The following is a 14652-nucleotide window of genomic DNA, read 5'->3' as shown; positions in this document are numbered from 1 at the left end:
TTAGGGACGTTAAAAGCTAAGGTGCTGAAATCCCGTAATCCCAAGATACAAAGATAGTTTGTTCTGCTTTTGATGTATATGTGAAGGTATTGATTACGTCTTAAATGGGCTGTTGTGCTAGGTTGTTAGGTTTCTCGGGGAGGGAGTTACCGGTGTTTTGGTCAAAAGTGTTGCTGCTAGCGCTGAGCATACCTCCGGACCAAAAGGTTAATAGATAAGTGGCTTGAATCAAAGGTGAAAATACCTCTGATTCCGGCCAATATGGTCAAATGGCCTAAATGAGAGGCAAAAATGCCCTTGATTCCGGCCAATATGGTCAAATAGCCGAAATGAGAGGCAAAAATGCCCTTGAATTCAGCCAATGGGAGCAAATGGCCTAAATAAAGGGCAAAAATGCCCTTGATTCCAGCCAATGTGGTTAATCCGCCAGTTACCAACAGCAAGGGAGCTTATCCGCCGCCTATTTCGCCAGGGAACACACGACCGAGAGGATAACAGGCTGGCTGTGCTCCGGCAACAAGTATAGATATAATAAAAGTTTGTTCCTGAAAGGATGAGATGGATGCAGCGGAAAATCAATCTGCTCTTATTATGTTTCAGTCTGCTTGGCGGCGGCATAGCTTTTGTGCTGGGGGAGCTCCTGCTGGGCAGCAGGCCGTATGACCTGCCGTCCATATTAATTGTCGGGATCTATTTTGCCATTGTGGCGCTTGGCATCGGACTGGGGGCACTGCTGGCGGAGATGATCTCCCCGCGGCTGAACGGTTTATCGTGGAAGCAGCGCTATCTGGGGCTGTCATGGAAGCTGCTGCCGCTGACGGTGGTTATACTGTTCGGAGTCGGCACACTGATGGAATTTGTGTACGAGCTGAATTTCGGCGGCATCCGAACGGTCAAGAACGTCGTCATGGTCATCGACGACTCCGGCAGTATGCAGCAGAGCGATCCCGGCAACAGCCGGTACACCGCAGCGCAGGAACTGGTGCAGCAGATGGATACAGATAATCAGGTTGCTGTCGTGACCTTCAGCCAGGATGCTGCAGTCGTTCAGCCGCTGATCTCACTGCGGAGTACGGAGAACCGCGAGAAGGTATCGGAGGTGATTGGCAGTCTGCAGACGACGGAGGGCGGCACGAATATCAGCGGAGCACTCACCGAAGCTATGAACGTAATTAACACAGACGCTACCAGCCGCGGGGCTATGGTCATCATGCTGTCAGACGGCTTCAGCCAATTCAATACTGCTACAGAATTGAGTGAGTATACAAGCCGCGGCATTGCCGTGAACACTGTCGGACTTGCGCTGGATGATCCGTCAGGCGCGACATTGCTGCGGGATATTGCCGCTGCGACAGGAGGGCAGTATTACGATGTCACTGACGCCGGAAGTCTGGGCGGAGTGTTCCAGCAGATCTATGACCGGCTGGGTGACCGTACCCTGCTTACAGAGCGCAGCGATGCTACGGCAGACAGCCCTTATTATGCAGCTGTACGGATTCTCGCGCTGATGCTGGTCGGCACTGCGCTTGGGATAGGACTGGGTATTATTTTTGATAACAGGCATTTAGCCAAAAGCTTCGGTATCGGCGGCTGGACAGCCGGCCTGTGCGCCGGTTTGATTCTCGAATTCGGGCTTAGCGGCCAGTCCTTTGGTGATACGCTGGTTAGACTCACTGCTGTACTGGTGCTGGCGGCGATCATTGCACTCTTCACCTATGTGGTGCCGGTCGGTGAAGGACGGCTGTCCCGCCGGGGAAGAAGAGATGCGGCGGCAGCACCGGGTTCCGAGGGGTTCCATTCGCCGCGCAGAAACAGGAACAGCAAGGGCTTTTGAGTCCCGGCAGCAAGATTACGGGCTGAAGGAATTGTGAAACGTGAAAGGAGCATACAGTCATGAGGTACGCCGAGGTAACGACCCCCGCACAGGCTGTTACGGAAGTAACGGCCCGGGTGGAGGACCGGTTGTGTACGCTGAGATGGCGCTGGCCGGACGGCGTGCAGGCGGTCTGTATCCTTAAAGGAGCGGCGGCGGAGCAGGAACGCGAAGCGCTTCCGCCTTCCGGCATGAAGCTGTACACACGTGAGGAATATAAAGCGAATAACGGATACCGTGACCGGATGGATGACATCGGACTTGTGGTCTATACCGTATATGCCCGGATCAGCGAAAATGGCGAGACGCTGCTTATCAGGCAGCCGGACGGCTCAAACCGGATTACAGTCAGCGCCGGCAAGGCGAGAATTTATTTTTCCATCCAGCACAAAAAAGCGATATTTGCCAAGCAAAAAACAGTACATATGACGATTACCGCTGAAGTGCCGGTGCCGAAGGATGTACTCTGCTATGTCAAAAAAAGAGGCGGGTATCCGGCCTCCCGCGAGGACGGCGTGCTGTTCCCGTTTGTTCTGGATTTTGCTGCCGGGCGAAACGCACTGCCGCCGATTGAGATTGGCAAAGAGGACTTCGTGCGGATTTTTTTCACCGATGGGCGTAAATACGGTCAGTATTATGAGCTGGTACCGGAATAAGTGTATTCCGTGCAGCTAAAAGTCCGGATTTTTCGATCGAACAAGCTTTAGTTGTAATTTATACAGCTATATCAGGAGAAATCGCCGAAATGGGGCTAAAATGCCAGATATAGATGTACAAAGTGCAGCTAAAAGAAAAAAAGCCGTGCTGGAAGGTAATATAGTTGCACAAAGTGCAGTTAAGGCACGGGGTAGCTTAGAGCGCACACTTTTTAGCCAAAGCCAAAGCCAAGGCCAAAGCCAGTGACCAGCAGGAAAGTAACGCTCAGACAACGACAAAACGTTGGGAGGACAACAAATGTCTTTTTTCAGCCGCTTTATGAAGAAAAACCAGCCGCAGCCGCGGCCGCTCTTTTATGATATTGTGTGCCCTTACTGCTTCACTAAGTTCCAGCCGGAGGAAGTCGTTTTCCGGGCTATGCACAGCCGTGAGGATGATGAGAATTACGCGCTGGGCGAGGATGATGCCTTGAACAAGTACCGTGAGCGCTTCGGGCTTGATACGGTGGATGATATGGAAGCGATTTTGAATCCGGCTGATATTCCCGAGGAATACCACCACTATACCGATCATGTGCTGACCGGGCTCACCGACCGCTACGGGGTGCTGACGCGCAGACGGCTCTGTCCGGCCTGCCATAATGAGCTGCCAGTAACCGCCGGCAAGGTGCCGAGCAATATCATTTCGATTATCGGTGCTTCCCAGGTCGGAAAGTCGGTGTATATGACGTCGCTGATCCATACGCTGCAGCATACGACGGCAGGGCATTTTGACGCCGCCTGCATGCCGCTGAATGCCGAGATCAGCCGCAAGTTCCGGACGCTGTACGAAGAGCCTCTGTTTGAGCGCGGTGATCTGCTGGCCTCGACCCAGAAGGAAAAAATGCAGGAGCCGTTCATCTTCCAGTTCGTCTTCAAGGATGAGAGCAAGCCGCCGCTGACGCTGGTGTTCTTCGATGTGGCCGGTGAAGGGATGGTTGACCAGGATTATCTCGGGCTGCACGGCCAGCATATCAAAAACTCTGCGGGCATCCTGTTCATGGTCGATCCGCTGCAGATCCGTTCCATCCGCGAAAAAATCCGCATCAACTACGGCGATAAGCCGGGTGAGTGGGTGTCGCAGTATGATGAGCCGCGTGATGTGGTGCTGACGATGTTCGGCGATTTCATCGCCTATCAGGAGAAGAGCAAAACCGATATTCCGACAGCGGTTGTTCTCGCCAAAAGCGATATGCTGCATTCGCTCAAGGATGAGGACGGCGATTATATCAAGGCGAACAGCAACGTGTTCAATAACTACGTGCACCGCAAAACACTGAATCTGGACGAGTATCATAATATCGACGGAGAGATCCGCCGGTTTATCGAGAAGGTGGACCGCCCGTTCAAGGATACGATGGATGTGTATTTTGCCAATACCGGATATTTCGCGGTTTCTGCGCTGGGCAGCAATCCGGTCAATCAGAAAATCGAAGGTGTGGTCAGCCCGATCCGTGTGGACGAGCCGTTTATCTGGCTGCTGCATAAGCTGAAGTATATTGAGGGGAGCGACGGGCCGTGAACAGATTCTCAGGGACCGGGATCACCCAGCAGATGTACACCCGCGAGCGGCGCGGGGTTTACCGGTCAACCGAGGGCTTCGATACCGTAGCGAAATCGGACAGTCTTGATAATAATTTTGTCAAAAAAATTCTCCATCCCTTCTGCGTCTATGATGCTCCGGCTGAGCTCGCGGCACGCGGCGAGAAAAGTGAGGAGATGTATCCCGCTGCGCTGCATCTGTTCCATACGGAGACCAACGATACGGTAATCGGGCAGAGCCGCTATCTGGCGGCTGATTTTACGGGACAGCGGAGCGCTTTTTTCGCCCATAACTTTATTGTGCCGCCGATCCGCTCGGAAGAGATTGTGGAGCATTACGGGGGCTGGCTGCATGCGGACTTTGCCGCTGAATATGACGGTGAGCCGGGCGGTACGCTGCCGGAGCTGACCGGTATTCCTGTGCGTGAGCGTACGAGCCGGCCTGAGCCGCTGGAGGTGCTGCGAGCACTCGGTTTTAGCGAAGAGCTGTTCAAAGCGCTGCTGCAGGCGGTTATGCTCTCCGTAGCCGGGAAGAAAAAAATCTATATTGCACTTGATGTGCCGGTCACAGAAATTTCGCGGCGTGCTGCGGAGCTGACAGAGGTGCTGTTTCGGGCCCTGCCGTTTGATTTCCGCCGCCGTCTGGGTGTCATTACCTATGCGAATGAGCCGCAGAGCCGCAAATATATTCATTTGACCTTTGTGGAAAAGGGCGCACTTCGTCCCGGTGACCGGAGCATCGAGAAGGATTATGTCTTTGATCTTTCATCCGGCCGTATTCTCAATGCGGACTTTACGGGGACGCGCCAGCCGTTTGCCGGGCTTGCCTGGACAACCCTCAGCCGCGGGGGCAGCATGGAGGACTTCGGCCGGTTCGCCGATTCGCTGCTGCTGGGCGAGGCTGTGGAGCGGAAGCTTCAGCTTGCGCTTTATAATGAGCTGGCGGTCTTTTATGAGATTGAACAGGGGAATGAGCAGCTGTACACGGAGAACAAGTCTGCTGTGCTCGGCGGGCTGATATCCTACCTGAAGCCAGACGGCACACTGGAGTCACGGATCAGGCTGAACGATCTGTTTCTGGAGCGGTTCGACCGTGAGTATGATGCCGTCCGGCAGCGCAACATTCCTGAGCCAGAGGTGCTGGAGCAGTTTAAGGCGTATTTTGTGCTGGAGGGCCATAATTACCGGGGCAAAATTGTCGATTACTTCATCAACGCCATGCTCAACTGTCCTGCCGCCGGACGGGAGGATGTGCTGGCAGCGGCATACGGCATTATTGAGAGTGACGGGGAGCTGAGTGCAGCCTTCTTCAAAAAAGTGATGGCTCAGCCGAGATTCCGTACAGCCTTGCTGGAGCCGTACATCGACTCCAGGCTTGCTGCTGCCGCTGATATGAAAGAGATCATGCGCTTTGTGTTCCACTGGGGGCGCTTTTTGCCGGAGGTGCTGCAGCAGGCCTTTGTCCGGGATCGGGTGAAGGAGTATCTGCTGGAGAAGCTGGCCGGGGATAAGAACCCGGTGGCTGCTGTGGCTGCTGCCCATGATTTTGTTGAGCAGGCGGAAAAAGAGCGGCGCAGAGGCAGCGGCCTCTATCCGGAGGCAATGTCGCTGCTGCTGGAGCTGGCGACAGCCGCCGACCGCTTTTTGCTGAGCAGGGTAGATCTGGACGGGCTGACGATGGAGCAGCTGCTGGATATTTCGTTCCTGCGTTACCGGGATACGGAGGACTGGCAGCCGCCGCTGGATGCAATCAGCAGACGCAAGGCCAATGCCCTTCGTGCTGCCTACCGCTGGTTCGGTGAGGAGAAGCCGGATGAGGAGGTTTTTGCCGGACTTGCGCCGCGTGAGCTTGACGATGTGCAGCTGCTCGGGCGCCGCTGGCTGAAGGAGGCAGGCAGCGCCGAGCCTTTCGACCGGCTGCCGCTTGCGTTCTATCACAGCAGTGAGCGCGCGGACGGACCGCTGGATTATGATGCGCTGCTGGAGCTGGTTGTGCGTAAGGCGGCCGGTGACAAAGAGACGGTGTACCGTTTCTTTGACTGGTCGCAGGGCAGCTGGCTGTTCACGGTCTCGAATAAGAAGCTGTGGCCGGGCTATAAGCGGGCTGTGCTGAGATATTTCATGAACCAAGACCGTGAAGCGTTCAAGAGCCGTGAATTCCGCAAAAGCTACGCGGCTGCAGCCGGACCGGCGCTGCAAAATGTTTATAATGAAGCCCGCAGCAAGCTGGCTTCGCCGCTGGCGCGGTGGGTCAGCCGCAGCCGATTTCAACTCCTGATCAGCGGCTCCGTCCTGGGGCTTGTGATCATCGCAGTGATCGTCGCGGTCAGCCTGCTGCGGCCGGACCCGGCTCAGCCGGAGACCGGGGCAGGGACAGGCGGCGATTCGGCGGTTACCGTTGCGCTCGGCAGCGGTGCTGCTGCCGGCGGTACACAGCTGGTGTTCACCTTTGAAACTGCTGAGGCGTGCTCTGCCTTTGAGCCGGCGGAGATCGGGCTCATGTCCGGCGACAAGGTGACAGACACCTACGGTGTTATCGCGACGACAGGCAGTTGCCTGGTGCCGGCGCAGGGAGCGGATGAAGGTGTGGCTGATAATGCCGGGTCTGGGGCGGATGAAGGCACGGCTGGTAATGCCGGGTCTGGATTGGATGAAAGCGCGGCTGGCAATGCCGGATCTGGAGCGGATGAAGGCGCGGCTGGCAATGCCGGATCTGGATTAGATGATGGCACGGCTGGCAATGCCGGATCTGGAGCGGATGAAGGCACGGCTGGCAATGCCGGATCTGGAGCGGATGAAGGCACGGCTGGCAATGCCGGGTCTGGAGCGGATGAAGGAGCGGCTGGTAATGCTGATGTGGGGACAGACGGCGGAGCGGCGGATAACGCCAGTAACGGGACCGGGTATGGCGGCGAGTCCGTCTCTTCCCCGGTGACATCCGGCTATCCGGGGACTGCGTACTACCGTATCACCGTTGACCTGGAGCCGGGTGCAGTGCTTGCGGCCGGCAGCATGATCAAAGCCGGTGATTACAAGCTGATTGTTCAGCCTGACCCGGCGGCGGGAGTATCCTCCACGCCGGCGGCGGAGCCTTCCGCTACAGCGGAGGCAACGCCTGATGCTTCGGCTGGTGCCGGCACTACTGGGAACAACGCCGGCGGCAACAATCCATCCGGTGGAGCTGACACAGATGCAGCCGGCTCTGACGGTGCTGATGCAGAGAGTACTGCGGGTGCGGAATAAGTTTGTCCCTGACCAACTAATGTAATTAGCTAACATAATCCTGAACAGTACAAGTTGCCGGATAACGGCGCGGGTACGTTCAGGATTTTTTTTTGCCAATGGCGGGCGGTGGAATACAGGTACATAGGGTGCTGTCGCAGTGGGAGAGTATTTTGTCCCAATCAGCCGTATCCTCAACGCGCATAAGTTCGATTTTGACCAATATAACTATCGGCAGAGGGGCGGGCAGGAACGTTCTGGTGCGATCAGAATTTTTTCTGCGGATTGCTGAAGAGTTGGTTGTAGTTAAGTGGATTTTAGACAACTAATCTTTGCAGAAATAAGCGATGGACCAGTTTATGTGGAAATTTGTCACCTAATTCAGGCGATCACTCGAAATAAACACAGAAAACTAGGGGATTAAGTTGCTGTTTTCCAACTATTTACACTAAAATCGCGATTTCGGCAGAATTAAATGACTTTTTTCCAACTGAATTCAGGTGTGTTTGCTGTAGGAGTAAATAGGGGCTGCAGGCTCTAGGACAGTGGCAGTTTGCATGGCAGGTCATCCGAGTAATTAGCGTGGTGGTGGAGTAGTGGAGCGGGAAGTGGAAAATGGTGGAATACTGGAGCAGCGGAGTAGTGGACTAGGAATAGGAGTGGGGTAGGATCAGGCAGGAGCAGGAGCAGGAGCAGGAGCAGGAGCAGGAGCAGGAGCAGGAGCAGGAGCAGGAGCAGGAGTAGGAGTAGGAGTAGGAGTAGGAGTAGGAGTTGAGAGAGGAAGAGGGAGAAGGAGAGGGTATACCAAGCCGGAGAGAACAGGGGGGCTGCATGGCAGGGGGGTGAGTAATTATTGTATGGGGAGAGGCCTGAGAAGGACGTATGTGCGGGCATGCTCCCCCTTGACACATGTTTGCCGGGTAGAAGCAATTCTGCGGCTGACGCCTGTTCACCTGCCGTACTGCTGACATAGCGTGGAATGAGATTGTTACAGCTTTTCTATGGACATACAGGGGAATACTAGCTATGATTATGAATATTAAAATTTAATAAGCTAGTGAAAAGGGTGCGTGTTCTACCTTGATAGAACCGCTTAATAGGGAAGGCCGGTGCGAATCCGGCGCGGTCCCGCCACTGTAAATGCAGAGCGACCCCTGCTGATGTGCCACTGTCCGGATGTTTAGAAGGGCGGGAAGGCAAGGGGGAACGATGAAGCACAAGCCAGGAGACCTGCCTTTTTCACAGACGTTTCACTTCTTCGTGGGGTAAGAATGCGGAACACATGCAGATGGACTGCGGCTTAAGGCGATAGTGTGCTTTGCACAAGCTGTGCCTGCTTATGGCCGGGCTTGTTATGAGCAAGCTTAGCTTACAGCCGTTCTGCCGTTAATTTGTATTCTTCCCGGCCGCCCTTAATAAGGGCGGTTTTTATGAAATATAAGAATTTATATGTTTTACGCTATCCATAATCCTTATATTTCTCACAGAAACGGTTACCGCCTTCTCTGAAGGACGGCATAGCCGTTTCTACTTGTTGGGCTAGGGGCAATTGAAGGATCATTCTATTAATAGGAAAGAGGGTAAAGATGAAAAAGAATTATTCTGCCAAGTTCCTGAGACTCGGCCTGGCTTTATTGCTGATTATCTCCATTATAGGGGGAGCTGTTGTCCCGTCCGGCCAAAGCTATGCAGCAGCGGATGCTTCAGCAGTTCAAGGAGCGGAAAGTGTAACGGAGGCTGTGTATACAGCGGATGATGTTTCCCCGGGACGGCTTAGTACGCTGGTAGCAGCAGACAATGGCCAGCTTACTGTAAAAGAGGCTACCTACAAGACTGCTGAGTATGTTTTGAACAGCGGCGTGACGTCAGATTGGCAGGCAATCGGGCTTGCCCAGGCCGGCTATGATGTGCCTGACACCTATGTGCAGACCCTTGTGCAAAAGGTTAGTGCAGCCGGCGGCAGCTATGCCAACGTAACAGATTATGCGCGGATTGTGCTTGCGGTGAAGGCAGTTGGTGCGGACCCGGAGAATTACGCCGGCAGCGGCTCCTCGGCGGGCTACAATCTGATTGAGAAGATCTATAACAATGATAAGATCAGCGGACAGACGCTCAATGCCCCGGTATATGCGCTGCTTGCGCTGGATTCCGGTGATTATACCCTGCCGAGTGATGCCAAATGGAGCAAAGCGGCGCTGTTAAGCGAGATTTTGTCCAAACAGAAGGCAGACGGCGGCTTTACCCTGTCCTCAGGTGCCAGCGACCCGGATATGACGGCGATGGCTTTGACGGCGCTGGCTGCGCACCGGAATGAGCCGGCAGTAGCAACTGCGGGACAGAAGGCGGTAGCCTGGTTATCCGCTGCGCAGGACAGTAAAGGCGGATACGGCGATAACAGCGAGAGTGCCGCCCAGGTTGTTATCGGCCTGACCTCCTTCGGCATAGACCCGGCAGGACCGGAGTTTACCAAGACAGACGGAGATTTGATCGGAAGACTGCTGAGCTTCTTCAAAGCCGGCGGCGGCTTTGCCCATAATGAGAGCGGAAGCGTTAATGCCTACGCAACTGAACAAGGGCTGCAGGCTCTTGTTGCCTACAACCTGTTCAGCGGCGGTAATAACGGGAAGCTGTATGACTTTACGAAGCCGGCAGCGCAGAATCCGCTGGTATATGTACCGCTCGTAATTGAAGGGCCGCAGGGTACGCTGGGTCAAGGAAGTGCTTATGCCGGCAATGCCCTTGAAGCGCTGGAGAAGGTCGCAGCACTGAACGGTCTGGCGCTTACGAACCCTTCCGGCAGTTATGTTACGGCAATCGGCAATGTGACTGCGGGACTGTTCGGCGGTTATGACGGCTGGAGCTATGCGGTAATCCGCGGCGGAGAGTGGCTGTATCCCGAAGTAGGCATGAAGGACTTCAGCCTTAAGAGCTCTGACCGTATTGTCGTATACTACGGGGATTTCGGCACCCAGCTTGTTGAATCGGCTGAATTGTCCAAGGCGCAGCCTGGAGAAGACGAAGCTTTCGACGTCACGGTGACTCAGATTACATGGGATTGGAGCACAGGTGCCCCGGTTCCGGTAACCTCCAAAGCTGAAGGGGTGAAGGTTACCGTCGGCGGCCAGACTGCAGTTACCGGCCAAGATGGCAAAGCCGAATTCAGTGCAGGCCTGGCGGCAGGGGATTATGCGCTGACAGTAACGGGATACACGGCTGACAAGGCACCTGCACTCGTTAAGTACACGCAGCCTGTAACCATTATCTCCAGCAATGTGTCCGTTCAGCTGGCAGTTGAAGGGCCTGAGGGCCTTATTGCCGAAGGTGTGCTGAAAGCGGCGAATGTAATGACAGCGTTGAAGAAGCTGGCTGCCGCGCACAATATTCCGCTGCAGATTACAGAGTCCTCGTTCGGCAGCTATGTATCCGGTATTGCCGGTTATCCTGGCTTAACCTACGACGGGTATTGGAATTTTGTAGTCCAGCGCGGCGGGGAATGGATGTATCCGAGCGTCGGCATGGACGGTTTCGAATTGCAGGCAGCTGATAAGGTGCTTGTCTACCTGGGAAGTTCAGCTACACAGGTAGTAGACTCCGTTGAGACCACCCCGCAGCAGCCCAAACCGGATGAACCGTTCACAGTTACAATTACACAAGTACAATGGGTGTGGAATAATACAACCTATACGAGTGATCGGGTAGTTTCACCGGCAGCCGGAGTACAGGTAACGATTGATGGTACAACGGTAACTACAGATGATGAAGGTAAGGCTGCTTTTGAAAAAGGTCTGCCTGCCAAAGTCTACACGCTGGCTGTAACCGGCTATGTTAAAGGGGCTTCCCCTACAATTGTACGGCATACACAGGCTGTCAAGGTAGTTCCCGGCAATGTAGCGGCCTCCCTGGCCATTGAAGGACCGCAGGGCCTTGTAGCCGAGGGTACGCTTGAGGCGTTCAATGCTTATGATGCCCTGCAGCAGCTGACGGCTTCCCGCAGCATTGCGCTGCAGGCTGCCGAATCCCAGTATGGTATTTTCGTTCAGGGAATCGGCGGAATTGAAGGCGGAGTCTATCACAAAGACGGATACTGGAGCTTTGCGGTATCCCGTGGAGGACAATGGATCTATCCTGAAACCGGAATGAATGATTTCGTACTGCAGGCGTCTGACAAGGTGCTTGTTTATTACGGCGGAAGCAGCACGCAGCTAGTTGATTCAGTGGCGGTTACGCCTGCTCAGCCTAAGCAGGGTGAAGCATTTGCTGTCCAGATCAAGCAGCTTACACAGGTCTGGGATGCGAACTATGTACCGCAGCGGGTTGTCTCTGCTGCTGCCGGGGTTCAGGTCAGTGCCGGCGGAGTTACAGCTACAACAAATGCAGAGGGTGTGGCAGCCTTCGGGCAAGGCCTGCCGGCCGGTGTACACACACTGGCTGTAACGGGATATGCTGAAGGCCAGCTGCCAAGCATTGTCCGTTACACACAGGCGTTGACCATTGCGTCTGTGGATACAGTTCCCCAGCCGGCGACGGCGGTGATCTCTGTCACCGGTGACAGCATTAAGGGCAGCATTCTCTGCAGTACTACTGTAACGCTGAACGAAGGCGAGACTGCTTACAGCCTGCTGGTCCGCCAGCTTGGCGGCAAGGTAGTGAGCGGCGGCAGCGGGGATAGTGTCTATATTAAATCGATTGACGGCCTGGCCGAGATGGACCGGGGCAAAGACAGCGGCTGGATGTATTCGGTTAACGGCAGCTATCCCAAAACAAGCGCGGGCAGCTATAAGCTCAGCAGCGGCGATGTGCTGGCCTGGCGCTACACAACCGACGGCGGAGCGGATATCGGAAATCCGCCAGGCGGATCGGGAAGCACCGGCGGCACAGGCGCAGCAGGATCAGGAAGCCTGGCAGGGGTAGCCATTACTGCTGACAATACGCTTCCGATTCAGCAGGTCGGTCAGACGACTGCCGTAACCGGAACCCTGATGACAGCGGAAGAGGCAGCGGCGCTTCAAAAGCTGCTAAGCGCCAATGTGGCCAGCTTCCGGCAGAATGTAACTCCGGGTGCAGCGTCTGTACTGAAGGACAGCGCCGGTGAAGTACAGCTGCAGATTCCGGCAGGTTCGGTGTCCGGTACGGTTGAAATTGTGGTGCAGGAGTTACCTGCAAACCGTCCTGAAGTGGTATCCGGAATGTATGATTTTCAGCCTGACGGTACGAAATTCCTGAACACAGTGGACCTGCAGATTGTGCTCCCGGTCACGGCTTCTAATCAAGCCAATCTGGCGCTGGCCTGGCTGAACGGGAGTACAGGTGACTGGATTCCGGTTCCGGCAGTGCTTGATGCCAAAACAGGGGTCATCACCGGTAAAATCAGCCACTTTACAACGTATGCAGTTGTAGACCGCAGTAAGTTTGAACCGCAGCGTGACAAGCTGGCCGCTGATATTGCTTCCACAGCTAAGGCAGCGGCAGCAGCGGAGGAGCTGAGCGACTGGCAGGCAATCGGCCTGGCCCGTACCGGCCATGCTGTACCGGCAAGCTATCTGAACGCAGTAAAGGAGCAGCTTGCTGCAAGCAATGGTGAATTCCGCAAGGTAACCGATTATGAGCGGCTGGTGCTGGCCGTAGCTGCGGCCGGGGCAGATCCGCAGAGCATCGGCGGCTATAATCTGATTGAGAAGATTTATAACAACAGCAATATGGCGGGACAGGGCAGCAACGGTCTGATTTTTGGCCTGATCGCTCTGGACAGCGGCTCCTATAAGGTGCCAGCAAATGCACTGTGGACCAGAGAACGTCTGATTACTTCAATCCTGGAGCTGCAGAGCAAGGACGGGGGCTTCCCGCTGACTGCTGGGGGAACTGACGATGTAGACCTGACAGCGATGGCAGTTACGGCACTTTCCGCCCACACCGGCCAGTCTGCAGTGCAGGCTGCAATCGACAAGGCGGTTACATGGCTGTCGCAGCAGCAGCTGGAGAACGGCGGCTACAAGGCCTCAGGAACAGAAAACAGTGAAAGCACAGCTCAGGTCATCATTGCCCTCAGCAGTGCCGGCATCGGTCCTGGAGATGTCCGTTTTGTAAAAGCAAAGGGCGGTCTGCTGACGCATCTGGCGTCGTTCAGACAGGCAGACGGCAGCTATGCCCATGCCGCAGGCCAGCCTGGAAATAGCCTGGCTACCGAGCAGGCGCTGCTGGCACTGTCAGCGTACAACCGTTTCCTGACAGGGGATTCCAAGCTGTTCAGTATTACACCGGGGGCAGTGAATGCAGTCAAATTCTCTGATGAGAGCCAAATCTCCGCCTGGGCGCTTGCTTCTGTACAAGAGGCCTATAATCAGGGACTGATGAAGGGTGTCAGCAGCACAGAACTGATCTTTGCCCCTAAGCAAAAGATCACCCGTGCAGAATTCGCGGCCCTGCTGTTAAGACTGGCGGGCGAAGCTCCTGCTGATACCTCTGCTGCTTCTGTATTCAGCGATGTAAAAGCCGGTTCCTGGTATTACGGAACGGTGCTGAAAGCGAAGGAGCTGGGGATTATCTCGGGTGTGGGCAATACCGTCTTTAATCCTGACGGGTACATTACCCGCCAGGATATGGCGGTCATGATCATGAGAGCCTTCAAGCTGGAGAGCAGCAGTGCTGCAGGCTCCTTTACAGACGAGAGCCGGATCAGCAGCTATGCGCTGTCCGCAGTCCGCACCGTATCACAGCTGGGTTATATGAGTGGATATAACGGCTCCTTTGATCCGGCGGCTGCGGTAACCCGGGAAATGGCTGCAGTGGTGGCAGTCCGGCTGCCGTAACAAGCTGCAGCATGCATGCCGAAAGATTACAAAGATGTGGCAGATTTAGCGCCCGATTTAGGCTAGAATAGTATAAGATTAATGATAGGGATGGAACGGGGGCAGCAGGCTCTCGTTCTTTCCCTTTTTTCAAAGACAAAAAGCTACAGGCTTTGAAGCCCCGCCATGGAATGCGCTTGTTGTGCATTCATGCTAAGATTCTGCCGGGCGGGTCTATTTCAGGAGGTGCAATGATTAATGACGAAACCGGCTATCCGCCGTTTGCTTCCGCCAGCGCTTGTGCTGCTGGCTGCACTGCTGCTGCCGGGCTGCACAGCCCCCGGCGCGAATGACGCTGCCGCCCCGTCCGGCGGCAGCGCGACTGCCACGGCTGCGGCGCAGAGCCCGCAGCCGCCGGCTACCGCGTCTCCGCAGCCCGGAGACGCTGCCGTCAGCGCCCCGCCGTCCGCGCCGGCGGGGAACGTCCCGCCGTCTCCCGCAGCTGCGGAGACGGCTTCTCCAGGCGCGGCCGCAG

The 14652-nt window shown here is 55.3% G+C and carries 5 protein-coding genes, 1 pseudogene and 1 riboswitch; of the genes and pseudogenes, 5 read left to right on the top strand and 1 reads right to left on the bottom strand.

All coding sequences use genetic code 11. The annotated features are described in order from the left end of the window. Positions 1-562 precede the first annotated feature (562 nt). From BN3772_RS05625 to BN3772_RS05600, 5 genes are all read left to right on the top strand, one after another. On the top strand, positions 563-1834 hold the full coding sequence (locus tag BN3772_RS05625; protein WP_042197619.1) for a vWA domain-containing protein: 1272 nt from the start codon (positions 563-565) through the stop codon (positions 1832-1834). Between the two features lie 59 nt (positions 1835-1893). Beyond that, positions 1894-2529, top strand: a complete 636-nt coding sequence (locus BN3772_RS05620) for a hypothetical protein (RefSeq protein ID WP_042197617.1) — start codon at positions 1894-1896, stop codon at positions 2527-2529. 298 nt (positions 2530-2827) lie between these two features. Next, the gene (locus tag BN3772_RS05615; protein WP_042173126.1) at positions 2828-4090 is read left to right on the top strand and encodes a hypothetical protein; all 1263 of its coding nucleotides are present in this window, start codon (positions 2828-2830) and stop codon (positions 4088-4090) included. After that, on the top strand, positions 4087-7353 hold the full coding sequence (locus BN3772_RS05610) for a GAP1-N2 domain-containing protein (protein WP_052380394.1): 3267 nt from the start codon (positions 4087-4089) through the stop codon (positions 7351-7353). Before BN3772_RS05615 ends, BN3772_RS05610 begins: the two co-directional genes overlap by 4 nt. A 1026-nt stretch (positions 7354-8379) precedes the next feature. Continuing rightward, positions 8380-8584: riboswitch (cobalamin riboswitch) on the top strand. A 334-nt stretch (positions 8585-8918) separates the two neighbouring features. Beyond that, positions 8919-14138: an S-layer homology domain-containing protein gene (locus BN3772_RS05600; protein WP_052380393.1), complete on the top strand. Its 5220-nt coding sequence runs from the start codon at positions 8919-8921 to the stop codon at positions 14136-14138. A gap of 218 nt (positions 14139-14356) precedes the next feature. Here BN3772_RS05600 and BN3772_RS30520 read toward each other — a convergent pair. After that, positions 14357-14652 (bottom strand): annotated as a pseudogene (locus BN3772_RS30520) (hypothetical protein); the annotation flags it as partial.

The sequence above is a fragment of the Paenibacillus camerounensis genome (assembly GCF_000723885.1).
Classification (GTDB): Bacteria; Bacillota; Bacilli; order Paenibacillales; family Paenibacillaceae; genus Paenibacillus_AQ; species Paenibacillus_AQ camerounensis.
This window is presented reverse-complemented; position numbering and strand designations above follow the sequence as displayed.